Annotated in this window: 26 protein-coding genes and 1 pseudogene; 19 read left to right on the top strand and 8 right to left on the bottom strand. The window is 34.2% G+C overall.

The window, feature by feature from the left end; translation table 11 throughout:
• Nucleotides 1-48 precede the first annotated feature (48 nt).
• From H6622_08375 to H6622_08395, 5 genes and pseudogenes are all read left to right on the top strand, one after another.
• A pseudogene (locus H6622_08375) lies at nucleotides 49-180 on the top strand (DUF2796 domain-containing protein).
• Between the two features lie 382 nt (nucleotides 181-562).
• On the top strand, nucleotides 563-3,706 hold the full coding sequence (locus tag H6622_08380) for an efflux RND transporter permease subunit (GenBank protein ID MCB9061522.1): 3,144 nt from the start codon (nucleotides 563-565) through the stop codon (nucleotides 3,704-3,706).
• On the top strand, nucleotides 3,696-4,589 hold the full coding sequence (locus H6622_08385; protein MCB9061523.1) for a cation transporter: 894 nt from the start codon (nucleotides 3,696-3,698) through the stop codon (nucleotides 4,587-4,589). The genes H6622_08380 and H6622_08385 overlap by 11 nt, the downstream gene beginning before the upstream one ends.
• On the top strand, nucleotides 4,586-5,041 hold the full coding sequence (locus H6622_08390; GenBank protein ID MCB9061524.1) for an isoprenylcysteine carboxylmethyltransferase family protein: 456 nt from the start codon (nucleotides 4,586-4,588) through the stop codon (nucleotides 5,039-5,041). Before H6622_08385 ends, H6622_08390 begins: the two co-directional genes overlap by 4 nt.
• 26 nt (nucleotides 5,042-5,067) lie before the next feature.
• Nucleotides 5,068-5,916: a cation diffusion facilitator family transporter gene (locus H6622_08395; GenBank protein ID MCB9061525.1), complete on the top strand. Its 849-nt coding sequence runs from the start codon at nucleotides 5,068-5,070 to the stop codon at nucleotides 5,914-5,916.
• Nucleotides 5,917-5,924: 8 nt separating this feature from the next.
• On the opposite strand, the gene H6622_08400 is transcribed toward H6622_08395, so the two are convergent.
• Nucleotides 5,925-6,092 (bottom strand): hypothetical protein, encoded by a 168-nt coding sequence (locus tag H6622_08400; GenBank protein MCB9061526.1) that lies wholly within the window; start codon nucleotides 6,090-6,092, stop codon nucleotides 5,925-5,927.
• Between the two features lies 1 nt (nucleotide 6,093).
• Nucleotides 6,094-6,534 (bottom strand): recombinase family protein, encoded by a 441-nt coding sequence (locus H6622_08405; GenBank protein ID MCB9061527.1) that lies wholly within the window; start codon nucleotides 6,532-6,534, stop codon nucleotides 6,094-6,096.
• Between the two features lie 264 nt (nucleotides 6,535-6,798).
• Between H6622_08405 and H6622_08410 the strand changes: the two genes are divergently transcribed.
• The gene (locus tag H6622_08410; GenBank protein ID MCB9061528.1) at nucleotides 6,799-7,200 is read left to right on the top strand and encodes a helix-turn-helix domain-containing protein; all 402 of its coding nucleotides are present in this window, start codon (nucleotides 6,799-6,801) and stop codon (nucleotides 7,198-7,200) included.
• Nucleotides 7,201-7,231: 31 nt separating this feature from the next.
• Here the strand turns inward: H6622_08410 and H6622_08415 are convergent, their stop codons facing one another.
• Complete coding sequence (locus tag H6622_08415; protein MCB9061529.1) at nucleotides 7,232-7,882, bottom strand: hypothetical protein; 651 nt, start codon at nucleotides 7,880-7,882, stop codon at nucleotides 7,232-7,234.
• 173 nt (nucleotides 7,883-8,055) lie between these two features.
• Here H6622_08415 and H6622_08420 point away from each other — a divergent pair, with 173 nt between their 5' ends.
• The 7 genes from H6622_08420 (at nucleotide 8,056) to H6622_08450 (ending at nucleotide 12,693) form a co-directional block, all read left to right on the top strand.
• A complete protein-coding gene (locus H6622_08420) occupies nucleotides 8,056-8,718 on the top strand; it encodes a hypothetical protein (protein MCB9061530.1) in 663 nt (220 codons plus the stop codon).
• A gap of 8 nt (nucleotides 8,719-8,726) precedes the next feature.
• Nucleotides 8,727-8,966, top strand: coding sequence for a helix-turn-helix domain-containing protein (locus tag H6622_08425; GenBank protein MCB9061531.1), 240 nt, complete (start codon nucleotides 8,727-8,729; stop codon nucleotides 8,964-8,966).
• Nucleotides 8,950-10,038 carry a site-specific integrase gene (locus tag H6622_08430; protein MCB9061532.1) on the top strand — a complete coding sequence of 363 codons (1,089 nt, stop codon included), beginning with the start codon at nucleotides 8,950-8,952 and terminating at the stop codon, nucleotides 10,036-10,038. Before H6622_08425 ends, H6622_08430 begins: the two co-directional genes overlap by 17 nt.
• 164 nt (nucleotides 10,039-10,202) lie before the next feature.
• Nucleotides 10,203-10,502, top strand: a complete 300-nt coding sequence (locus H6622_08435) for a hypothetical protein (GenBank protein ID MCB9061533.1) — start codon at nucleotides 10,203-10,205, stop codon at nucleotides 10,500-10,502.
• A 38-nt stretch (nucleotides 10,503-10,540) separates the two neighbouring features.
• Entirely contained in the window at nucleotides 10,541-11,368 is an 828-nt protein-coding gene (locus tag H6622_08440) for a hypothetical protein (protein ID MCB9061534.1), read from the top strand.
• Nucleotides 11,369-11,486: 118 nt separating this feature from the next.
• Nucleotides 11,487-11,942 carry an aspartate ammonia-lyase gene (locus H6622_08445; protein MCB9061535.1) on the top strand — a complete coding sequence of 152 codons (456 nt, stop codon included), beginning with the start codon at nucleotides 11,487-11,489 and terminating at the stop codon, nucleotides 11,940-11,942.
• Nucleotides 11,943-12,048: 106 nt separating this feature from the next.
• A complete protein-coding gene (locus H6622_08450; protein ID MCB9061536.1) occupies nucleotides 12,049-12,693 on the top strand; it encodes a hypothetical protein in 645 nt (214 codons plus the stop codon).
• Between the two features lie 245 nt (nucleotides 12,694-12,938).
• Here the strand turns inward: H6622_08450 and H6622_08455 are convergent, their stop codons facing one another.
• A complete protein-coding gene (locus H6622_08455; protein MCB9061537.1) occupies nucleotides 12,939-13,301 on the bottom strand; it encodes a hypothetical protein in 363 nt (120 codons plus the stop codon).
• Nucleotides 13,302-14,018: 717 nt separating this feature from the next.
• Between H6622_08455 and H6622_08460 the strand changes: the two genes are divergently transcribed.
• From H6622_08460 to H6622_08475, 4 genes are read left to right on the top strand one after another with little or no spacing between them, the layout of a single operon-like run.
• Nucleotides 14,019-14,213: a DUF4160 domain-containing protein gene (locus H6622_08460; GenBank protein MCB9061538.1), complete on the top strand. Its 195-nt coding sequence runs from the start codon at nucleotides 14,019-14,021 to the stop codon at nucleotides 14,211-14,213.
• Complete coding sequence (locus H6622_08465) at nucleotides 14,210-14,671, top strand: helix-turn-helix transcriptional regulator (GenBank protein ID MCB9061539.1); 462 nt, start codon at nucleotides 14,210-14,212, stop codon at nucleotides 14,669-14,671. The genes H6622_08460 and H6622_08465 overlap by 4 nt, the downstream gene beginning before the upstream one ends.
• 4 nt (nucleotides 14,672-14,675) lie before the next feature.
• Nucleotides 14,676-15,041, top strand: coding sequence for a hypothetical protein (locus H6622_08470; protein ID MCB9061540.1), 366 nt, complete (start codon nucleotides 14,676-14,678; stop codon nucleotides 15,039-15,041).
• Nucleotides 15,019-15,324 carry a hypothetical protein gene (locus H6622_08475; GenBank protein ID MCB9061541.1) on the top strand — a complete coding sequence of 102 codons (306 nt, stop codon included), beginning with the start codon at nucleotides 15,019-15,021 and terminating at the stop codon, nucleotides 15,322-15,324. Before H6622_08470 ends, H6622_08475 begins: the two co-directional genes overlap by 23 nt.
• A gap of 1,191 nt (nucleotides 15,325-16,515) precedes the next feature.
• Here H6622_08475 and H6622_08480 read toward each other — a convergent pair.
• Nucleotides 16,516-18,978 (bottom strand): U32 family peptidase, encoded by a 2,463-nt coding sequence (locus H6622_08480; GenBank protein ID MCB9061542.1) that lies wholly within the window; start codon nucleotides 18,976-18,978, stop codon nucleotides 16,516-16,518.
• A 140-nt stretch (nucleotides 18,979-19,118) separates the two neighbouring features.
• Here H6622_08480 and H6622_08485 point away from each other — a divergent pair, with 140 nt between their 5' ends.
• Both H6622_08485 and H6622_08490 read left to right on the top strand, forming a co-directional pair.
• The gene (locus H6622_08485) at nucleotides 19,119-19,826 is read left to right on the top strand and encodes a YebC/PmpR family DNA-binding transcriptional regulator (protein MCB9061543.1); all 708 of its coding nucleotides are present in this window, start codon (nucleotides 19,119-19,121) and stop codon (nucleotides 19,824-19,826) included.
• Nucleotides 19,827-19,911: 85 nt separating this feature from the next.
• Nucleotides 19,912-20,061: a hypothetical protein gene (locus H6622_08490; protein ID MCB9061544.1), complete on the top strand. Its 150-nt coding sequence runs from the start codon at nucleotides 19,912-19,914 to the stop codon at nucleotides 20,059-20,061.
• Here the strand turns inward: H6622_08490 and H6622_08495 are convergent.
• The 3 genes from H6622_08495 to H6622_08505 are packed head-to-tail and all read right to left on the bottom strand — an operon-like array spanning nucleotide 20,053 to nucleotide 22,791.
• Nucleotides 20,053-21,360 (bottom strand): hypothetical protein, encoded by a 1,308-nt coding sequence (locus tag H6622_08495; protein MCB9061545.1) that lies wholly within the window; start codon nucleotides 21,358-21,360, stop codon nucleotides 20,053-20,055. The genes H6622_08490 and H6622_08495 overlap by 9 nt on opposite strands.
• Entirely contained in the window at nucleotides 21,353-21,778 is a 426-nt protein-coding gene (locus H6622_08500) for a hypothetical protein (protein MCB9061546.1), read from the bottom strand. The genes H6622_08495 and H6622_08500 overlap by 8 nt, the downstream gene beginning before the upstream one ends.
• Nucleotides 21,778-22,791, bottom strand: coding sequence for a hypothetical protein (locus H6622_08505; GenBank protein ID MCB9061547.1), 1,014 nt, complete (start codon nucleotides 22,789-22,791; stop codon nucleotides 21,778-21,780). Before H6622_08505 ends, H6622_08500 begins: the two co-directional genes overlap by 1 nt.
• Between the last annotated feature and the right edge of the window lie 104 nt (nucleotides 22,792-22,895).

Consider the following 22,895-nt stretch of genomic DNA (forward strand, 5'->3'; position numbering starts at 1 on the left):
ATAACTATGACTATATTTTTAATTAGTAACCTAGCATTTGCTGAAGGTGATCATGATCATTCTTCTCATAAAGGGCATGATCATTCAAAGCAGGAAGAAAAACATGACGATCACGATGATCACAAGGGGCACGATCACTCAAAACATGACGACCATGATGATCATAAGGGGCACGATCATGGTGCTTCTAAAGCTATTGGCAAAGGTAAAGCCATTGAAGTTGTAGACGAGAAAAAAGGATTCAAGTTAAGCAAGGAAGCAATTAAGACCTTAAAGCTTAGACTTCAAAATGTTGATGGAGACGAATTTGAGATTAGTAAAACTACATTAGTAAGTTCAAAAAGCATTAAAGGGGTTTATAGATTTAGAGCAGGATTTTTCAAACTACTTAACGCAAAAATTCTAAAAGAAACTAAATTTGGATATAAAGTTAAGGTCGCAGGTGTGGAGTTTGGTGACCAAATTGTAATCAATGGGATTGGACTTCTTAGAGTTACAGATGTCTATTCGACGGATAAGTCAGAATATGGCCACTCTCACTGACACATAAAGGGGTGATTACATGATTAACAAAGTTATAGAATTTTCAGTTAATAATAGGATGTTTGTCTTCATGGCGACTCTCTTATTAATTGTTTTTGGTTTAAAGTCATTTCAAGAGCTGTCTATAGACGCTGTTCCTGATATTACGAACACTCAAGTACAAATCAATTCTCAAGTAAAAGGACTTGTGCCTGAAGAGGTAGAAAGGATGGTTACGTTTCCCATCGAATACTCCATGAATGGTATTCCTGGGGTTGAAACGATTAGGTCTATTTCTAGGTATGGTATCTCTCAGGTGACAGTTATCTTCAAAGAAGGAACTGATATTTACAAGGCAAGGCAGCTTGCTTCTGAGAAGTTGCAAAATATTGAATTGCCTGCTGGAGTTGTCCCTGAGATGGGGCCAATCAGTACAGGGCTTGGAGAAATATTTCATTACACCATAGAGGCTAAATCTCCTGAAAAAGATGAAGAAAAAAGACTCCTTCAGTTAATGGAACTTCGATCAATACAAGATTGGTATATAAAGCCAAGGCTTTTAACCGTTAAGGGTGTTACCGAAGTCAATACCATTGGTGGTTATGAAAAGCAGTTTTTTATTCAACCGAGAATTGACCAGATGTCTAAATTCGGTCTTCACTTTGATGACATTGAAGCAGCGATTGAAAATACAAATCTCAATGTTGGCGGTGGATATATACAACAAACAGGAGAACAGCTTCTTGTGAGAGGTGTTGGTCTATTAAAAGGCATTAAAGACATTGAAAATGTAGTAGTTAAGAGGCTTTCTTCTTATCAAGTCATTAAAATAAAAGATATTGCCCAAGTAAAGTTTGATAAAGAAATTCGTACTGGTGCAGCTACGGTGAATGGAGAAGAATCAATTATTGGTACTGCCTTTATGCTCTTAGGGGAAAATTCAAGAGCCGTGGCACAAAGAGTTTCATCTAAACTTGAAGATGTGAAAAAAGATTTACCAGAATGGGTTGAACTTAAAGTTCTTTATGATCGCTCTAATATGGTAAACGCTACGCTGAGTACCGTTGAGCATAATCTTCTTATGGGGGCGGGCCTTGTTATGGTGTTCTTATTACTCCTTGTAGGTAATTTAAGAGCGGCCATAATTACTTCGTTAATGATTCCCGTTTCTCTACTTATGACTTTTATTCTTATGAGATGGCAAAATGTCTCAGGGAATTTAATGAGTTTAGGTGCATTGGACTTTGGGATTATTGTTGATGGTGCAGTTATTGTCATAGAAAACTGTGTCCACAGGTTGCAGAAGAAAGGTGAAGAACTTGGTAGAGAGTTATCAAGAGCGGAAGTTAAACAGTTAGTTATCGACTCAGCAATTGAAATACGTTCTGCTGCTGGATTTGGTGAGCTAATTGTTATTACAGTATTTATACCACTTTTTGCTTTAACTGGGGTCGAGGGCAAAATGTTTGGGCCGATGGCAATGACTTTTATAATGGCACTAGGTTCAGCTCTGCTTCTTTCTTTTACTGTTGTTCCTGCTTTAGCAGCCACTTTTTTAAGTGGGAAAACAAGAGATAAGAAGCCATTTCTTATGGGGATGGCAGAAAAGTTGTTCAAGCCAACTTTAAGTTTTGCATTAAGGTTTAAAAAAGGTGTTCTTGGAATTGGCATAGCTTCTATTGTTATGGGTGTTTTTCTGTTTTCAAGAATGGGAGCTGAGTTTATTCCACAATTAGATGAAGGTGATTTTGCAATTCAGTTTATCCGACCTGCTAACATCAGCACTGAAAACTCTGTAAAACTTCAAAGATTATCAGAAGGCATTATAAAAGAGTTTCCACAGGTTAAAGATGTGTTTGCAAGGACAGGTGCTGCTGAAGTTGCTACTGATCCAATGGGCGTAAATATCTCTGACTCTTATATTATGCTTAAAGATAAGAGTAAGTGGCCCCACGATGACCACATTCAGAACAAGAAAGACTTGATGAATGAAATCAAGGAAAAACTTGAGCTATATGTTCCGGGCCAAGTTCTCATGCTTTCTCAACCAGTAGAATTGCGCTTTAACGAACTTTTAGAAGGAACAAGAGCCGCGATTTCGGCAAAAGTGTTTGGTGACGATCTTGATAAGCTAATTTCATACTCAAAAGAGGTTGCTGAAATTGTTGGTGAAATAGATGGTGCTGGTGAAGCTGAATCCGAATCCAAAGGTAAATCACCAATGCTTCAATATACTCCGAAAGTAGAAGAATTAGCTCAGTTAGGCGTCACAGCGAGACCTGTTTTAGATGCAATTAGTACCGCAATTGGAGGTCGTGAAGTTGGTCATGTTTTTGATGGTGTAAAAAGGTTTCCAATTGTCACCCGTCTTTCAGAAGGTGAAAGAAAAGATGTTATGACCGTAAGAAAACTTCCAGTTGGTATTTCTGATGGCTTTACTGTTCCTATTGAACAAGTGGCAGATATAGATTTTGTTGAAACATTCTCTGCTGTTAGCCGTGAAAACTCTCAACGTAGAGTGGCTGTACTTGTTAATCCTGATACACGGGATATTGAGAGTTTTGTTAATAAAGCAAAAAAAGAGGTTGAAAGTAGAGTTAAGCTTCCTGAAGGCTACTTTATTGAATGGGGAGGAACATTTAAAAATCTTCAAAGTGCAAAGGAGAGACTTGGGATTCTTGTACCTCTGGCACTTCTTATGATTTTAGCTATGTTATATGCTGCATTTAAAAACTTTGCTCAAGTGATTTTGATTTTTACTTGTGCGCCAATGGCCTTAATCGGTGGTGTCTTATCATTAAATATAATGGGAATGCCTTTCAGCATTTCGGCAGGTGTTGGCTTTATTGCTCTTTCAGGAATAAGTATTCTAAACGGTGTTGTTCTAGTAACTTATTTTAATAGACTTATAAAGGATGGTAAGTCTCCAGACGAGGTAGTTAAAGAAGGTGCTATGACGAGATTGAGGCCAGTCTTAATGACGGCCCTAACAGACATCTTTGGATTTTTACCTATGATGTTTTCAACAGGTCTAGGAGCTGAAGTGCAAAAGCCTTTAGCAACCGTTGTTGTTGGAGGGATTATTTCGGCGACTCTTCTTACTTTGATTGTTCTTCCAAGTTTATATCGTCTATTTATTAAGTTCATGCAACCAGAGCTAAATAAGGAGGCGTATGGGGAATAGTCACTCTCATCACCATCATGGCAACAAGAATATACTTGTTGCCTTTTTCCTAAATGCAGGGTTTGCCGTAATAGAGCTAATCGGTGGATATTTAACAAATAGTGTTGCCATATATTCTGATGCTCTACATGACTTTGGTGATAGTTTAGCTTTACTTTTTTCTTATTTTGCTGAAAAGCTTAGCCACAAAGATGCTGATGATAATTTCACATTTGGCTATCGACGTTTTTCAATACTATCAGCTTTAATTAATGGAGTTATATTATTACTGGGAAGTATTTTTGTAATTTATGAAGCTTCACAGAGAATAATGGCCCCTGAAAAAGTGTCTCCTGAAGGAATGCTTGGTTTGGCGATATTAGGTATTTTAGTAAACTCATTTGCCGCTTACAGATTATCCAAGGATGATGGCATGAATACAAAAATGGTCATGTTCCATCTTTTAGAGGATTTACTCGGATGGGTTGCTGTACTTGTTGTCAGTATCGTCTTACTATTCAAGCCTTGGTATGTACTAGATTCAATACTTTCTATACTTATTTCTTTAGTTATACTTAGAGGTGTTTATAAGAACTTACTTAAAGTTGGTTTGATTTTTCTTCAAAAATTTCCTGATGAACTTGAATTTGAGCAATTGAAAAATGAAGTTATGGAACTTGACCTTGTAAATGATATACATGCTGTTAAAGGATGGTCTATTGATGATACAACATACTATTTGCGCTTTCATGTTCTTGTACCGGAAGAAACAAAGATTGGGACTGTTGACTCATTAAAGGTTAAGATAAAAGAAATTTTGAAGAAGTATAATGTAACTTACTCAACAATTGAGTTTGAATCTGAGAATGGTTGTGATGGTACTCATAGTGTGGAAGAGAAATGAAAAGGCTTGAGCTAAAAATACCTCCATTACTTGTGGCCCTTATATTTGGGGTCTTAATCTGGGCAATGCCAAGCATCTATGAAATAAGTAATTCGATGGTTTTAGATGTATTCTCAGGGGTATTGTTTTTGATCGGTTGCTTAGTCTCAGCTCTTGGAGTGTGGGAATTTAAGAAGCAGAAAACTACAGTGAATCCAATGTCTCCACAAGAAAGTAATAGTCTTGTTATAAGAGGAGTTTATAAATTTACAAGAAACCCTATGTATTTAGGATTTCTTCTTTGGCTGTTATCTCTTGGTGTCTTTCTAAGAAATCCTTATTCTCTAATACTGGCAGTGGGATTCGTTTTGTATATGAACTACTTTCAAATACTCCCCGAAGAACGAGTCTTAACAAATAGTTTCGGTGAAGATTACTTAGAGTATAAAAAATCAGTACGTCGATGGATATAATTACTAAAAAAGCAAAAGATACAATAATGAAAAAGACAAAAATAAAAATTCAAAAAATGGACTGTCCTTCAGAAATCAAAATGATCGAAGGAATTGTTGAAAAAATTGATCAAGAAATTAAAATGGAGTTTGATTTAGGAGATCGAACTGTAAGTTTTTACCATCGTTGTGATTTAAATCTAATTCTTCAGGGGTTAGAAAATATTTCACTGCCAGGAACACTTTTATCATCTGAAGATATCTTAGAAAGTGACGTTCCTGAAATTGCTCCAAGCGTTGAAGCAAAAACCTTAAAATACTTACTCGCCATTAATTTCACAATGTTTCTTGTTGAAATATTTTTGGGATTTTACGCAGAGTCGACGGGGTTGATTGCTGACGGATTAGATATGCTGGCAGATTCTTTTGTTTACGGTATTAGCCTATATGCTGTTGGCAAAAGTGTTCATGTTAAAAACAAAACAGCCTTCTTAAGTGGTGTTATGCAAATTTCATTAGGCTTATTATGTCTTGTTGAAGTAGGTCGAAAATTTTATTTTGGAAGTGAGCCTCTATCAAACTTTATGATAATCGTCTCAATTGTTGCTCTAATTGCAAATGTATGGTGTCTTACTCTTATTCATAAACATAAGGATGGGGAAGTGCATATGAAAGCCAGTTGGATATTTTCTGCCAATGATGTCATTGTAAATACAGGTGTTATTATATCTGGTGCTTTAGTTTACTTTTTCAAAACTAATATCCCTGACTTAATTATCGGTGGTCTTGTTTCACTTATTGTTATTAAGGGTGGATTAACAATTATTAAGCTCTCAAAGCCTCAAAAAGAGCAACCAAGTGAAAATCAAGATTGCTGTTCTGGTAAATGTAGCTAAAAGAGTTTTTAAGGAGCTTTTGTCAGCTTCTTAGTGAACACTTCAAGTGACGGAAGTCCTTTATGAACTTTGATTATAGCTTCTTTTTTAATAGCCTTGCTAGATAAGTTTAAAACCGTAGTCCCTGTAATTACTGTAAATAATATCGCAAGAAATATCTCAATTATCGCACGCATACTATTCCTCCCTTTTTTTAAGCTCTCGCTTAACAATGTCTTTTACTGTCGATGGATACCATGACCCACCGAGTTTAGTTGGTATGTTTTTATCGTTTAAGTATTCAGAGATTCGTTTAAATGAATAACCCTTTTCTCGAAGGGAAATCATCTTTTCAATTACCCTTTGCTCACCCTTATGAACTACACGCATAGTCCCAACAAGCTTTTCACCGAAGCGAAGAGTAGGTGCTTTAATCTCTTCTTTTTTGAATCCAAGGGCACGAGTTGCATCACTTATTGAAGAGCGAGGCCAGCCTGTTAATTTTGAAATTTCATGGCTAGAAAGGTCTTTTTCTAAGTACAGTTTCCGCAAAAGTTCTGAATTTTGGATGGGTTTATTGAAGAAATGTGCTATGATTACAGGTACATAATGTGGGGAGCTACAGAGTTCGCGTAGCATTGTCGAACCCCCACCAGACAAAACAAAAAATTAGGCCCTCAATCGAGGGTCTTTTTATATTAATAAATTCAATTACCTAGACGAAATGAGTTCTTTTTGTTCACTTTTTAAATCACCTAAAATCATCCAAAATCACTCTGATTGATGACTTTTGTAGTTGATGGCCGTAGTTCATCAAAAATCAACTACACGTGCGTAGTCATCATTATAAAGTGTATAATATCTCTTGAGACGGACATGGGCGAGACGGACGTGGGTGAGAGTGTGAAGAGTATTACCAAAAAAGAGAATTTTATTCAGCTTAGGGCAGAAGGCCTTAGTTTTGAAAAAATATCTCGCGAGTTAAATGTATCGAAAAAAACTCTGATAAACTGGAGTAGAGATTTTGAGTGCGATATCCAAAACATGAAGAGCTTAAGATTGGATATGCTACGTGAACGATATTTACGTGATATAGAGCAAAGATTAAAAATATATTGCAAGTTTCAGGAGAAAATTGAAAAAGAGTTACTTAGTCGTGACTTAAAAGATCTTTCAACAGACAAACTCTATCGAATTTTTGATCAGAATGAATCGAAAATTTCCGAGGGATTTAATGTCTTTTTTAAAGGTGAAGAGCCATTTTATGGACTAGGTAAAGCTAGGTTAATTGAGTGGCCAATTTAAGAGAAACTAAAAGGCCTCCAAAATTACACCTTTAATCTGATAATCTTATTCCTTTGATGTCGGATTCCAAAAAATCGGGATAATTCTTCTTATAAAAATCATGTTCTGGTTTTGTTATTGTGGTCCATTTATTTTGGAGATGATTGATATAGTCATCGAATTCTTGGCGAGAATTGCACCTTCCGATTGCTTTAATAAAATCTTTTTTGGGAGTTATCTCATTTTCAATAAAAAAATCCATAACTTTCTTATGTTGATCAGATAATTTTTTTATAATTGGGCCAACTGGATTTGAAACTACTATTCTCCATAAATCTCTTTTAAGAGTACGTACCCATTCATTATTATCTGGTTTTTCATCAGGAACAACACTTGGTCTGTAGAAGGCATTAATTCTCTTTGATTTTAAGAATTGATGAAATTCACCATTTTTTTTGAGGAACTCTCTGAGCCATTCCATTGAATTTCTTGAACCAGAAGAAAGTTCAATCGCTGTTATAAGAATAATTGCGAGTGGTTTTGGGATACGTTTTCTGCCACCATTGGCCACTATGTAATTATGCATATCATCTAGGTCTATATTACTCCACGGTTTTTCTATATTATTTGAGAGAAAATTTCCAAACTCTGATTGATGACAGATTAAGGCTTTTAGGGCGTTAATTTGGTTTTTATCCAGCATTATATTCTTTTAATTTAGTTTTTCGGTATTTTGTCCCACTCCCCAAACCAGGTAAATATTCCTTATCTTGGTAGCAGGTTCAGCATTGATAGCACATGACATGAGTTATAGCTAATCGTGTTTGGACATGTTTACTAGATGCAAATAAGTATCTGAATTTAAAGGAGCATTTGATGTTACAGAAGAATTGTAACCAGGGTGATTATTACCTTAGTAAAATGAGAAGAGCAGGTAGAAATGAAGTCTTTAATAAGATTGAAGAGATTTTGAGTTTTGATGTACTGAAGTATCAGTACGATTTATTAGAAATCAGGCTCAGTGAGTCATTTGAGACTACTAAAACGTCATATGAGTCAAGAGTCTTAAAGAAAATCAAAGAATCTTATAAGGGAGATATTTTCACCTCAATGTGGATCGGTAAAAGGAATATTGATATTTTTATTCCTGGGCTTAGAGGAAATACCTACGAACAAACTATTCAAAATATTACTAAAGCACGTTACTTCAAAGGACTAGCAATAGAAATAGACGGTTCGATTCATGATCAAGAATTTAAAATGAAAAAGGATTCGTCAAAGTATCGACAATTACATGCATTGGAAATTGGTCTACTGACGATCGAAAACAGAGACATAAAGCTAAATTTTATTCAGAAAATAATTCGAGGGTTAATCGACATGCCTAGGGTTGATTATCGGCAGAGAAGAAGACTTTTTAGAAATATTTTCATAACTACTCTTTTGGCACACTACACCGATGAAGAGTTAAACAATTTGTTCAAAACTAAACACTTAACGCACCTCTTCACGGAAAGTAGAAAAATAATTAAGTTGTAGGTAGGAAAATGAAGGAAAAGAAAGTAAACGAGTCCATCAGCTCTTTTACATTTGAATATAAGGAAATTTTGACGACTACTGAAGCCGCTTTTTATATGGGAAAGAGTGTTTCTTCATTTTTTAATGATGTAAGCAATGGAAAAATTCCATATTACAAGTTTGGTAGAAGTAATCGTTATTTAAAAAGTGAACTTAGAGAACTTCTTTTGTCTCAACCAAGAGGAGTTCGTAATGATAAAGTTCAATGAGAAGAAAAAATGTTTTGAGGTTTCTTATAGTAAAAGGCATCCTATTACGAGAAGGCCATATACATTAAGAAGAACTTCAATAAAAACAAAAGCAGAGGCCAAGAGGGTTGAAAGACGACTTGTAATTCTACTTGAGGACAAGTTTCGAAAAAAAGTCATTCCAACCTTTGAGATCTTGATGCGAGAATACATCGACTTTTTAAAAAACCAAGATGTATCACTAAAAACTGTAGAAAGTTACTTTTTGGGACTTAGGGCACATGCTTTGCCAGCTTGGAAAGATCGGATTATCGATACGATCTCTACAAATGAGATCAGGTCGTTAATACTGGAGAAAGTTGGAGATCGCTCAACAAGTCATCAAAAGAATGTTCTCAAATACATTCGAAGTGCATTTAATTATGCAATTGATGAAAACTACATTTCTCGTAATCCATCACCAAATATGAAGTTCAAGATCAAAAACAAGATTAAAGATGTTTTAACGGAGGAACAGGTTAGAATTCTTTTAAACATGGCCAAAGAGGTAGAATGTGAATGGTATCCAGTTTGGGCAACTGCTCTTTACACTGGAATGAGAAATGGAGAGTTGTACGCTCTTACTTGGGATAAAGTTGATCTCAAAAGGAAAGTCCTTAAAGTCGACTGTTCATGGAATAACAAAGACGGTTTTAAAGATACTAAGAGTGGGGATGACAGAATTGTGGGAATTGCTCCAGCTCTTCTTGAGGTATTCATGACTCTTAGGGCCAAAAATGAGGACTCAAATTTTGTACTTCCAAGAATAGATAAATGGGATAAAGGAGAACAGGCCAGTGAGCTTAGAAAGTTTCTTGAGGGTTTAGGTCTACCTCGTATAAGGTTTCATGATCTCAGGGCTACCTGGGCCACGATAATGCTCTCTAGAGGGATAGAGCCTATTAAAGTGATGCTTATGGGTGGATGGAAAGACTTAAAAACTATGCAATGCTACGTAAGAAAGGCCGGAGTAAGTTTAAATGGCATTACTGATGAGCTTAAATTGCATAATCCAAGTGTAGCGAAAACTCCATTAGTAGAGTTGTTTCGTTAAGCATATTAACATTTTGGGAAAGGAGTCCCTTATGTTTTTTTGTGTTTTAAAATGTAAGTCACCGAGAATTCAAATTATTAAGCCTGGGGCTGTTTTATATATCTTAATTCGATTTAGTCTCTTCCGATAAGTGGTTATCTTAACAATTTTACTTGGAGAGTTGTTTGAGTCAATCTGACTATACCAATTTGAAAGAAGTATTAGATATTTTAAAAAGATTACCTCTAAACTCTAGGGTTCCCTTTGGAAATGTTAAGATAGATAATTTATTTAAAAAGATCAATCAGTTGAATAGTGACTTGAAAGATGAAGTTCATAATAGGACCCAAATAACGCTAGAAGAAAATCATAAAGGAGAGGTGATTTTCTATAGATTGAATGAGCCTGATTTTGATTGGATTGAAAAAAGGTTGGAGCATTTTAAAACTAGATCAGCGAACAAAATAGAGTCAAAAAATAGATAAGGCTTTTTTGACTAAAATTTTTCAAATATGGAGAGTATATGCTTCTTGTGCGCTTTGTTGTTTTACTTTCTCTCTTATACTTGACTAGCTGTGCTCACAGTCTGAACCCATATAACGTTGATGTTGAGCCCAATTGGGTTGCACAGTTAAGATCTGGGGAGAATGCTTTAAAAGTGCAGCAAGGAGACAAGTATTACTTTAGAGCAATTTACTCTGGTGAAGAAAATTCAGAAAAGGTATGTCAATTTTCATTAGATAAAAATAGGGATTTCATAAAATCTAGTTATCCATTTGTTTCACAGATACCAATGACAATAGAAGTTGTGTATTATAGCGATAAGCTAAAAGATTGCTCAACGACAATTAGTATTTCCAAGCGACTTGTAGACAAAATGGATGAAGTTAAGGCCATTGAATCTGAATATGAAAAGTCTCTTGAAAAACTTGAAGATGATAAAAAACAATTAAAAGCAAATCTAGCGAATCAGATTGAAGAGAGAAAAGCTCTTGAACTTAAGATCAAATCATTGTCAGAGTTTATTAGAGCTAACGTAAAGTTAAAAAATCAGGCGGAAAGTCTTGATTATACGGTAAACAAAATTAGGAATCATGTCGTGAAAACTTCAAATATAGTATTTACTGAAGTTTACAATGGTATGAGTCAGCTTCAGCTTTCTAAGCTTTTAAACACTGCTGGGCTTAATTCTCAAATTGGGATTAGATATTTATATAACTCATTTTGCCCTTCTAAATATCAAAGCAATCATGGAGTTGGAATTGTCTGTTGGTCGTCAAATTATGATAACCCTATCGTTTTGGGATATTGTAATTTATCCGGCTCATGTTGGAGCAGAAATTATAAATAGTTTCTGAGATTTTTTAAGTATGAATAATAATATAATTAGGTTTAAAATTAGACGTTGAATAAGGGAGTTAGGTGCATAAATATCTTGGGTAAGATAATTTCACTTGTAAGAAAGTACTATGAAGAACAAAAAGCATAATAGAACAAGTATTGTAACTGGAGCGACAGGAGAACATTATGTTGCAGCAGAGTTGTCTAAACGTGGTTATATAGTAAGTTTGACACCCAGGAATACTCATACGGTTGATATTTTGGCATCCAGTATAGATGGAACTAAAACTATATCCATTCAGGTTAAAACAAGGTCAGATTGTATAAAAAAATGGACTCTTTCTCCCAAGGAGGAAGAAGTATCTGGAACAAAGTTTTTTTATATCTTTGTTAATTTAATGAATGACGAATACTATCCTGAATTTCACATAGTAAGAAGTAAAGTCGTTGTCGAATACATCAAAAATAGTCATGATAATTGGAGAAAACGGAATGGAGAAAATAGACACTCAAAGATGAGGTTTTTTTCTGATGAAGAGTGTAAATATCTAGATAAATGGAGCTCTCTAGGACTAGATGAATAAAATATTGATACGAAGCCTAGGTCTCGCTGACAAAGATCAGGCTCAAGAGGTACTAAGTATAAGCGATTAGGCGATTGTAAAGAACTTTGATTAAAAGAAGAATTTAATGTGTGAATTATCAGATAATGACAAACAAAAAATAATCGATTGTATAGAAGAGCATATTACTGTCGATGCAAAACAGATCGAAAATTGGATTGGTCATTTGAGTTATATAAGTGACAGTTTGATTGATGAATCAATGTCGGACCATCATGCTTCCTTGGAGAACTTATTTTGGATAAGACTATTTGGACTTATAGTGGAAATCCAAGAGAATTTCCAGGTGAGTAATGATATATTGGATGTCACTACATATGATGAATTTACCGTCAAGTATCCTAACCTAGCAGAGAATAATCAACTGTTGAATTACGTTTTTAAAATTCTAGATCTGATATCTTTAATTAAGAGTAAGTTTAATGAGCGTGAATTAATCGCAATTGATAATTACCGCCAAACTAACTGTCATGTTCTCCAAAAACATTATAGGCTAAAAGTGAAAACTAAAAATAACAGAACCAGTTTGGATGAAAACTATAAAGTTAAAACAATTCCCAAATCATTTAATGTTAAAAAGTTAAAAAGTGAATTAGATGCTTTAATACAAAGCTATAATGGAAGTACCATTGATGTCGCGATTGATTTTGCGAAAAGAATAAATGACCCTGTTAAAGAACTCTATTCTTTCTACAAAAAACTTAATTCTTGATAGAAATAATGGAGACATTTAAATAAGGGTAGTATTTCGTAGTGTGCCGCAGTTCTGAAAGCTAATAAAATCAAGAGGGTAAGGTACCCTCCACCACCTCCACCAAAATCAGCACCATGAAAGACATTTAAGTATTTAAAATTAAAGACTTTAGCTCAAAGGTCATGGTGTTGTATGGTGCTGTGGTACAGATGCGATTGCAACAGCTTATGTACCTTAAGAGTTTTGGGAGCTTAATTTTGAACTTAGGACTTAATAGCTTTTGTGTGGTAAACGTATAAGTAAATAAGTCCTAAAGGCGCAATAAAAATCGCAAAAGCAAAACATATTGCCATCGTAAAATATTTAACTAACAAAAATAAAATACTGTTAACTATTATCTGATTTTCGCCCAAAATAAAACCGACAATTCTTTCACAAACAAATCTTGAATATGGATATAGGAGAGTGCTTATTAATAGGAAAATGAGAATGCCAATGTCTGTTTGTTCGAAGTTTTGAATGAAACTGTAAATTGGGAAACCTCCGATTAGGGCGCCAAAAAAGAGTTGTCTAAAATAGTAAGATGTATTAAGTCCACCAAAAGTTTTTCTTAAAAATAAATTCATCCATTATCTCCATTATTGTTTGAATTCTATAAACTTCGGATAGAAATGTCTTTATAAATTTCTTTTTTCATCTTTACTTTAGTGGTTGCTAATCAAGACCATGAAAGACATTTAAGTGCTTATAATTAAAGACTTTTATAGAAAGGTCATGGACTCTCATGGTGCTGTGGGTGGGATGCGATTTCAGATACTTAAACAAAAATTAACTATAATTCATTTGGAATATTCCGATAGTAAAAGGAATATTTACTTCTACCATTTTCGCAAAAAAAATAAAAACGAGAAAAAATTATTGCTCCCTTGCAAGCTTTTGCTGTTGGGACTTAACTTTGTCATTTTCTCTATAGTGATGCGCTTATCTCATCAGTTGTGGCGTTCGGCTTAAGTCTTCTGGGCTTCGTTTCTTAAGTGGCCGTTCACATGTTTGCTGTTAGGTTAAATCCATTTTCACCTTACCCCCGGCGCTTCCCGTCTCTCATCACCAAGCAAATGACCGCATTTTTTTACCTTCCACATTTTGATTTTAGCATAGTTGTAATAAAAGAAGATGCCAAAAAATGTTTTATGTTATCGAGATTATAGAAATCTCTTTGAGTTGTTTTGCTTAGAAGTAGACTTCCTAAAATTCAAATGATGTGTCTCTAACTACCCAATTTTTTGAAATTAATAGTATTTTGAGGTTGATTTGTGCTACTATAAATAGTAGTGTTAGTGACTATGGGACGAGAGAAAAGAGGCGGCTATATTATTGAATGGTGGATTGGTGATCATGAACCTAAACATGTTCACGTTTTTAAGGATGGAAGAGAAATAGCAAAGGTAGTCATTCCAAGTATGAGATTGCTTAGTGGAAAAATGAACAAAAAGATAAAGAAAATTATTGAGGAACTCTTGAAAGAGGAAAAAATATGAAAAGTACAAAAATAAAAGCAGCAACTTTTTCTAATAAGAAAAAAGAGATTCAAATTACCTACACTTCTGGCAAAGAAGTCGTTATTCATTTTGGATCTATCGGAATCACTAAAAATATTCAATCGGTTTGGCCAGATAAGGAAACAAACTATAAAAGCTTAGGGATTGAGTATGCAGATGGTGAAGTTGATTACATGCCTTATGATCAACCTCTTGCCATTGTAAAAGATCCTGAGTTCTTACTCCAAAATCATATTGAAAATGTAATCTCTCATATTAATGAAGAGCTAAAAAGAAAAAAGGTTTCAAAGAAATATCTAGCAAGACAGTTGGGCACTTCGGATAATCAGATACAAAGACTCTTGAATCCAAATATTCTTAACAAAAATCTTACTCAGTTATATAAACTGGCCGCTCTGCTTGAGCTACAATTTGAGATGAATCTTGTTGCAGCTTAATTCAATGAGCTTGAAATTAAAGGGAATTCCTTCGAAGTTACCTATAAGAATAATCTCAGTTTTATTTGTATTTTTATGTGCAAATGTTTTGAAGGATTTTGGAGAACCTAGACCTGCTTATGTGAATTATTTGAATGGTCTTATTTCCTCAATAGCTCTGATATCTGGACCTTTTTTAGCGAGTTTTTATGCAGTCAGGAATAGAGTCAAATTTGTTCTAATGATTTGGATATTTATCTCCTTACTTGGTGTTACATTTCTTTTAATTGATTACGGTGTAATCCCAGGTCTATTGTCAGTACTGTTTCACATATGGGTCTTTATACAATTACTTCAAGGAAAAAAGAATGAAGTGGCCACCAACAATTAGTGATCAAGCACGAGATGAGTGCTATGAATATTTTGATAGAAATATCAGGGAGCTCAAGAAGAACCCAAACGGTAAGGTCGATCCTGCGGCAGATGGACTACAAAATAATGATGTAGATGCTTTTCGCCATGCTTATGTTAGTGGTGTAATGGTCCAGGAGTTTAGTGAGTCTACAGCTGAAATTCTTGGTCGCTTGGTGGTACTAGCTACTCGTACCACGATATGTGATATTAGCTATTTAAGAGATTATTACGAGAACTATCTTGTATATAATATGATTTGAATTTGATATAAAAAAGTGCGGACCGTGAAATACAGCAGCTCTTTTTTCATGAGTGAGAGTCGACGAGCATCGGGGCCAAATATTTTATGAAAGAAATAATATAATAACGATCTCTTGAGTAACGAAGGCCAAAAGTCTCAAGCGGAAGGCCGCAACAGGTGAGATGAGAACGCCACCATAGAAGTTTGAGTAATCTTTTTAAAATCCTCAAGCGCATTAGTTGAAAGTGCTTACAAGAGGTCAACGCTAAACTTCATTTACATATTATTACGAGTAAAAGTACATTCAAGACAAGAATATAATTCATGTGAAAAATGATCTTTGAATTATTATCGATTTATATTGAGGAGTTTTTCGGGCCCAAAAAAGAATTTTGAGAAAAATCATACAACATTATTAGTAAAAAAATCTTAACGTTTTTATTAATGTTGAATATTATAAGCTTCACTCAATATTCTTATAAACATACCCCATAATCAAAAGCGATAGAATTGCAAAAGTATAGACAGTTGTTTTTTCAAGTTTAGAATTTGAAGGTTTTTAATATTTTTAATTCCTCTATAAAATAATACTAAACTGGAAAGGATTAATGTTGTAAAAAAATATAACATCCCGCCTTCAGCTAACTGATTGGGGTTACAGCAATTTCCCCAAACTCCTCCTGGTACAAATGATAGATAAATGCCCAAAAAAATATTTAAAATAAAGATAAAGTAAAGTAATTTCTGATCAGCTTTAAAATCACTATAGAATAAGATTCCATATAGAAAGACCAGGAAGTTTACAAAACTAGAAATAATGATAATAGTCATTAAAATACCTTTGTAGTAGATTCAATTTAGTTTGATACATTAAATACTAATTTTCTCTGAAAATATATTTTTTGCTAAACCCATCCAATTATGAGGCAGCATTTTCTAATTGTGAATGTAAAAAAGTAATGTACGAAAAAATTTGAGTTGATAAAGTATAGAATCTGCAAAACATCTAATAAAAACTAAAAAATCAGAAATTAAAAATCTTTTCATTCTGACAACTAAGACCTTCTGTTTTTGTGGAAATTCATTTATTTCAAAATCGTAAGTGATAACCAGTTTTTTCTCAACTTCTTCACAAAATTTAAAAGTATTTGATACTTACTTAGTTTAACTAACAAAATGGATATGTTGAAGAGAAATAAGCTTCTTTCTTTTAAAATGTTTGTTTTTTGCTTTTATAATTATCATTCATAGTCAGTTGGCCTAATGTAACTCCAAATTTCTCAACTAAGTTAAGATGAGAGAAGGCCTTATGTGGCGATAGTTGACCTGATATAACTTGGAGATAAGAATGTATTTTATTTATCAAAGATTGGTCCTTTTCAAAAAGTGCCTCAAATCTAAATTCACAAACCCCCTGTTTCTGCCATTTAGGAATTAAAGAAAACGCTGCTTGAGGAGTTGATAGATACATTGTATTCCTACATTCTTGATCAGCTTTCAAATAATGGTAATTTCCATACATATCTTTGAGTTCAACTTTATGTTTTTCACATGGCTTTCCACAGTCTTGAAAACTACTGCCATTACTGAGAAACGCAGCAAATACACAATGCTCCATATGAAACTCTGGCATATACTGATGAACGGTGAGTTCATACCAATTCGAAGGTGAAAATTTTAGCAGTTCAGAAAGTTGCTCTTGATTAAGATCATATCCAGGACAGAGTGTTTCTAGTCCTTTGCTTTTAAGATACTTTGCAGTAAAAGAATTTGTTACGTTAAGAGAAAAATCACCTTTCAATTTAAGATTTGGAGCATTTTTCTGCAAGAAATTAACGGCCCCTAGATTTCTCACTAAAATGCCATCTGGTTTAGCACTGATTAATTGTCTTAAATTGTGATATTCATAAGGTTTTAGAATTCTCGTTGTAGCAAGATAAACATTCAATTGATGTTGCCTAAGTAATTTTACACTCTCTTCATATTTTTGGCCAAATTCATAATCAAGAATGATATTCCCAATATTTTCTTTTAACTCACAATTTGTATAGTATTCAATAAATGTTTTTAGCTGGCCTATTTCTCTGAAAAGTAAATTTAGCTTAGGTTTATTTTGAGTTTTCTGATGAACTTGTCTAGGTAAATCTAGCGGTTGGAAAACAGAAATATTGCGTAAAATTCTCAAAGAATAAAGCTGTTCAACCATATTCTTTTTAATATATTTTAATTCTTTATGCGAAAGGTAAAGGTTTTCAAGAAGTTCACTTTGCATTTTTTTTACGTAGAAACAAGTGTGCCCTAAACTGCCAAGCCCTTTTTGAAGATCATCTAAACTCAGAGGTGATTTGATAGATTTTTGTAATATAGATTTGCTAGAAATCGTCACAGTATTCTGGCCATCAGTAGCTTCAACATTTAGTGGAGTTGATTCTTTTCCTGAAACTTTTATATGAAGAGGGAAACGCTTAAGTTGAAATTGGTCTGTATATGTTTTTTTTAATTGATTGTTAAGTTGAGTATCTTTATTTAAGAAAACTCGCATTCCCTTTTTTAACAGTTTAAGATTGAAAGTCTTACTAAATTCAAGATAAATAGATCTTTGGTCAGATTTAATTTGAAAAATATCTCCGCCAAACTCAATATCTTTGCCGACAAATAATACTCCATCTCCAGGGTTTGGAATATATTTTGAATCAATTATTACAGACCTTTTAAAAATATTAATTATTTTTCCAAGCTCAAGGCCACGATGATTACCATAAGTTCCTTCAACGAGTTTTTGATGGTCTACTCCATGAAGCCAACCAGAGTAAAATCCTCTAGAGAATACTCTCGATAATTCATCTTTTCTCTCTATCATTTTTTCTTTTTTCTGATTTAGAACTTCTCTATAGGCCCTGGCCGTAGAGGCCACATACTCTGGTGTTTTTAGACGTCCTTCGATCTTAAAGCTATCCACTCCAATATCAGTAAGTTCAGTGATCTCATTGAGTCCACATAAATCTTGGGGAGAGACCAGATATTTTTTATCAATTAGATCTTTTTTGTTTCCGTCAACAATCAATTCATAATCAAATCGGCAGCTTTGAGCACATTGTCCACGGTTAGCACTTCTTCCTCCAAGCGCTTCTGAAGTGAAACATTGACCTGAATATGACACGCAAAGGGCCCCGTGTACAAATACTTCCAACTCTTTTTGGGTATTTTTTTTAATATGTGAGATATCTTTAAGTGAACACTCACGGGCCAGGACAAAACGATCAATTTCAAGATCATCCAAAAATTCAATGGCCTCAAAGTTAGATATTGTCATCTGGGTTGATGCGTGAATCCTTTGATCTGGAGCTATGTCCTTAATTAGTTTTGCAAGTCCTAAATCTTGAAGAATAAACGCATCAGGCCCCAATTCTATGGCCTGATGGAGTAATTCAATGACTCTTGGAAGCTCAGCTTCAAATATAAGAACATTGAATGCGAGATAAACTTTAACCCGATAGAGATGGCAAAGATCTATTATTTCTTTTAATTCAGGAAAACCAAGATCTATCGTTCTACCACGAGCGTTAAAATAGGGCATGCCAACATAGATAGCATCTGCACCATTATGTATGGCCGCTAAACACATATCTAGATTGCCAACTGGCAAAAGTAATTCTGTTTTATTCTTTCCCATGGGGTTTAAATACTGTTATTTGGTCTTCCCGTCTATAAATGATCTATTATACTGTATTTTTTTAACGCTTATTTCCTCTACAAAATTCACCAGATTTTGTATACTAGCGGCCGTAGAAACATGTTGATATTGGGAAAAGTATGGGACGTAAATCAGCTAAAATTGCTGCCAGGAAAGGGGCAAGTGACAGGGCCAAGGCCCAAGTTTATACCAGAGCATTGAAAGATGTTTTTAAGGCCTCAAAAAATGGTGGGCCGGATATAGACACAAACTTCTTATTAAAAGTTGCAGTTGAACGATGTAAAAAGTTTAATGTTCCAAAAGATAATATTGATCGGGCGATTAAAAAGGGGCAAGGGACAGATGGCGTTGGATATGAGGATATAACTTATGAAGGTTATGGTCCCAGTGGAGTTGCTATTTTTGTGGAAGCTTCAACCAACAATGTTACTCGAACTGCCGGAAATGTACGGAGTTATTTTAAAAAATGTCACGGATCTCTAGGGGTAACTGGATCACTTGAATTCGTTTTTGAAAGAAAGGCCGTTTTTTCGATTCCAGCTATCGGAATTGATGAAGACGAGTTTACTCTCGCAATGATTGATGCCGGTGCTGAAGATGTAGAACTTGAAGATGAATTTTTTGAAGTCAAAGGGCCAATGGATGTTTTTGGTTCTATTCAAGAAAAGTTGCAAGAATTAAATATTACCCCTGATGAGGCCGGTCTTGTTAGAATTCCAACACTGTATAAAGAAGTAGACAATGATAGTGTTGAGCAGATTGAAAAGCTGATTTCAATGCTTGAAGAAGATGATGATGTTGTCACTGTCTACGATAACATGGAATAAGTTGATATCGATATCTAGGTCATTTTTTTCTAGGTTAAATAACTAGCAGTACTTAAATTAGGATTTCAGACTAATCAAAAAGAAAATGAGTGAAATTCTTGCGCTAACTCTAATCATTACTGCAACTGAGATGGTTTGCAATGGAAAAGTAACGACAGATAGGAAAGAACTAACAAAACATAATGCTATAAATGAAATAGCACTTGTTTTTCTCTCAATACAACAATTAATTTAGGAAAAAACAATTCATCTCACCTTTACCTTTGATCTTAATCTTACCTCTGTCGATTGCAGAAATCTCAATCTTTTCTTTCAGATATTGTGTGAAATCTGAAGAAGCTTGGATTCTATCAGGCTCACCAGACGATTCCATTCTGGAAGCGATATTGACAGCATCACCCCAAACATCAAAAACAAATTTAGATTTACCTAGAACTCCGGCCACTGCCTTACCTCGATGAATTCCAATTCTGATTTTGAAGTCAGTTTTATGTTGATTATTATGAGAAGCTAGCATTGAAATAATTCTCTTCGTAAACTGGTACATTCTAATTTCATGATCAGCATCACCAAAAATTCCACCACTGACCATATAGCAATCACCAATCGTTTTAATTTTTTCCAGTCCAAATTCCAAAATGAGGTCATCAATTTTACTGAAAATGATGTTTAACATATCAACGAGCTCCTCGGCAGAAACCGTTGAGGAATATTGAGTATAGCCTACCAAGTCTGCAAACATAATCGTTATAAAATCAGTACTCATCGCTATTTTTTGTTCTCCGGCCTTAAGGCGAAGCGCCACTGGTTTAGGTAAGATATTTAGTAAGAGGTTCTCTGAACGCTCTCTTTCTTTATTGAGTTCGTTCATCATCAAGTTAAAAGACCATCCCAAACTCACTGTTTCTTTACTTCCGCCAAACTTATCTAGAGTTTTAGAAAAATTTCCCTGAGCGATTGTGTGAATAACTTTTTGTAAACTTTCTAATGGAGCAATAATTAATCTAGATAATTGCATAGAAAGTAAAATGGAAATAAGAATGACGACGGTTGCAATCATTAATGATTTTTCCAGAATCTTTTGGCCTTGGAGAAATAACTCTTCAGTGCTAAAAGCAATTTTTACATATCCTTTTACACCTGATCCATTCCATGGGCCTTGTATGATATATTGTTCATTCTGAATATTTTGCAGGGGAAGCTTGAGCAAGGGTTCATGATTGAGCTTATCAGGAAAAGTTGCAAAAACCTCTTTTTTTTCATCTGTTATTATTATCCAACTTAGATTATTTTGTTTTTTTGCCCATTTGAACACTGTTTGGATAGCATCGAATCTTTCTGTTTGTAGGCCGACTTCTAGTCCAAGTTGAACAGTTTTAAAGAGAAGGTTATTTTTTTCAATGAATTGGTTCTCTAAAAAGCGTGATTGAATATTCAAGTTGTACTGATAATAGAAAAAAGTAAGTCCGAGAGTGATGACTATAAATAAGAAACTTATTTGGGCCTTAAATGGAAATGTACTTAGTTTAATCATTATTTTTAACTGGAACAATTTTAATCTTGTCTGATTTTATTTCATTCAGATACATATAGCCTATGGCATCAGGAGTTGTTTCAATGAAATCAACGACTTCTTGATGAGATCCGAATAATTTAATCGGAAGAGTATTACCCTGAAGGCTGGCCCTAATCCATTTTTTATAGAGGTAGAAAGGGGAAACTTTTAGAAAATCTTTCATAAATGTTTTCTTCTCTTCAACCTCCTTTTTGTAGTCAACAACCTGAATCTCTTTACCATCTTCCCAGGTGAAACTTTCTCCCATAAAAATCTGTTTTATTTGGTCCTTTGAAAGTGACTTGACAGGATTTAAGTGATGTACAAAAAAGTATGGAGTAGATAGACTTGATCTACTAAAAAAAAGAATAATGAAGATAATAATAATACGTTTCATCAATAAACAATCGACAAGCTCAGTTTATGAGTCAAGTAGTCCTTTTTTTGTACCCATGATGTAGCGAGGGATTCTTGATAACTTTCCCATTTAATAATTGTGTAATAGTTCACAAAATAATTGAGTCCCATACCATACTCCTGTGTATTATTTTCTGATTTGGTGATATCTGGAATAAAGACATCATAACGAATGTACCCTATAAAGTCGTCATTGAGATTATGCCCTAATAAGGTTGAAACACTCTGATAGTTTGTGCTTTGGACTCCTGTTGTTCTATTCCATTTTTTACCTTGGAAAAATTCAGTTTGAAAAATATATTGTTGTCCTTCAAATTGCAGATCAAAGGCAAAACTATTTTCCCATCTTGGTCTAGAAGATGTATTGATTTTGTCTCTTTGAAAACTCATGCCAATCCAGGCCTGATCCCAAAATTCATAAGTCATACGTATGAGAGTAAGTGGACTTCTGTTTTGGTCAGAACCATCTTCTTTTTGCTGTTCTCCGTTGGCCACACCACCCTGCAAATGAAACTTTTTATGATTAAAATTAATGAGTATGCCGGTGGAATATTTGCTGATGGCCCTTTGAGATGATGTATTTGAAAAAAATAGATTTTTGCGAAAAAAGAGGGGAGGATCAATGGGAACATAGCTGGCACTAAAATCATGAATTTCATTATAGATACCATAGGGAGTAAGAAACTTACCTGCTCTAACTTCCATATTTTTATTAATAATGAGCTCTCCATATCCTCTGGATATTTTGATTTCACCTATTCCTCCATTTGTACCTAGCTCCAATCCGTCTTCGAATTCGATATCAGTCAGAATTTTAGCATTTTCTAGGACTTTTTTAGCGTAAATGAGGTTGATTCTTCTTAATCTAAAACCGCTAGGTGCTGAATGGTTTTCAGAAATGTTAAAATCAGATTGAAAGTAACCAGTAAGATCACTTGCATAGATCGTAGAAATCTGAATAGTAACGAATACAATTAAATAGAAATTTCGCATTTGTCTATTCTGGAACACATTTACCGATTTATCAAAGAATAATTAACCAAATAGAGATCACAATATTCAAATCAATGCTATAGGCAAGAAATAAATTAAAATCT

The organism is Halobacteriovoraceae bacterium, assembly GCA_020635115.1.
Lineage (GTDB): Bacteria > Bdellovibrionota > Bacteriovoracia > Bacteriovoracales > Bacteriovoracaceae > JACKAK01.

Excerpts from the sequence above, each read along its gene's own strand:
- H6622_08475 (MCB9061541.1), top strand. The coding sequence starts at position 15,019 with ATGAAGTGGCCACCAACAATTAGTGATCAAGCACGAGATGAGTGCTAT.
- H6622_08465 (MCB9061539.1), top strand. The coding sequence starts at position 14,210 with ATGAAAAGTACAAAAATAAAAGCAGCAACTTTTTCTAATAAGAAAAAA.
- H6622_08425 (MCB9061531.1), top strand. The coding sequence starts at position 8,727 with ATGAAGGAAAAGAAAGTAAACGAGTCCATCAGCTCTTTTACATTTGAA.
- H6622_08505 (MCB9061547.1), bottom strand. The coding sequence starts at position 22,791 with ATGCGAAATTTCTATTTAATTGTATTCGTTACTATTCAGATTTCTACG.
- H6622_08405 (MCB9061527.1), bottom strand. The coding sequence starts at position 6,534 with ATGCTACGCGAACTCTGTAGCTCCCCACATTATGTACCTGTAATCATA.
- H6622_08390 (MCB9061524.1), top strand. The coding sequence starts at position 4,586 with ATGAAAAGGCTTGAGCTAAAAATACCTCCATTACTTGTGGCCCTTATA.
- H6622_08400 (MCB9061526.1), bottom strand. The coding sequence starts at position 6,092 with ATGCGTGCGATAATTGAGATATTTCTTGCGATATTATTTACAGTAATT.
- H6622_08440 (MCB9061534.1), top strand. The coding sequence starts at position 10,541 with ATGCTTCTTGTGCGCTTTGTTGTTTTACTTTCTCTCTTATACTTGACT.
- H6622_08480 (MCB9061542.1), bottom strand. The coding sequence starts at position 18,978 with ATGGGAAAGAATAAAACAGAATTACTTTTGCCAGTTGGCAATCTAGAT.
- H6622_08485 (MCB9061543.1), top strand. The coding sequence starts at position 19,119 with ATGGGACGTAAATCAGCTAAAATTGCTGCCAGGAAAGGGGCAAGTGAC.
- H6622_08420 (MCB9061530.1), top strand. The coding sequence starts at position 8,056 with ATGTTACAGAAGAATTGTAACCAGGGTGATTATTACCTTAGTAAAATG.
- H6622_08385 (MCB9061523.1), top strand. The coding sequence starts at position 3,696 with ATGGGGAATAGTCACTCTCATCACCATCATGGCAACAAGAATATACTT.
- H6622_08460 (MCB9061538.1), top strand. The coding sequence starts at position 14,019 with ATGGGACGAGAGAAAAGAGGCGGCTATATTATTGAATGGTGGATTGGT.
- H6622_08495 (MCB9061545.1), bottom strand. The coding sequence starts at position 21,360 with ATGATTAAACTAAGTACATTTCCATTTAAGGCCCAAATAAGTTTCTTA.
- H6622_08455 (MCB9061537.1), bottom strand. The coding sequence starts at position 13,301 with ATGAATTTATTTTTAAGAAAAACTTTTGGTGGACTTAATACATCTTAC.
- H6622_08450 (MCB9061536.1), top strand. The coding sequence starts at position 12,049 with ATGTGTGAATTATCAGATAATGACAAACAAAAAATAATCGATTGTATA.
- H6622_08500 (MCB9061546.1), bottom strand. The coding sequence starts at position 21,778 with ATGAAACGTATTATTATTATCTTCATTATTCTTTTTTTTAGTAGATCA.
- H6622_08415 (MCB9061529.1), bottom strand. The coding sequence starts at position 7,882 with ATGCTGGATAAAAACCAAATTAACGCCCTAAAAGCCTTAATCTGTCAT.
- H6622_08395 (MCB9061525.1), top strand. The coding sequence starts at position 5,068 with ATGAAAAAGACAAAAATAAAAATTCAAAAAATGGACTGTCCTTCAGAA.
- H6622_08380 (MCB9061522.1), top strand. The coding sequence starts at position 563 with ATGATTAACAAAGTTATAGAATTTTCAGTTAATAATAGGATGTTTGTC.
- H6622_08430 (MCB9061532.1), top strand. The coding sequence starts at position 8,950 with ATGATAAAGTTCAATGAGAAGAAAAAATGTTTTGAGGTTTCTTATAGT.
- H6622_08470 (MCB9061540.1), top strand. The coding sequence starts at position 14,676 with ATGAGCTTGAAATTAAAGGGAATTCCTTCGAAGTTACCTATAAGAATA.
- H6622_08490 (MCB9061544.1), top strand. The coding sequence starts at position 19,912 with ATGAGTGAAATTCTTGCGCTAACTCTAATCATTACTGCAACTGAGATG.
- H6622_08445 (MCB9061535.1), top strand. The coding sequence starts at position 11,487 with ATGAAGAACAAAAAGCATAATAGAACAAGTATTGTAACTGGAGCGACA.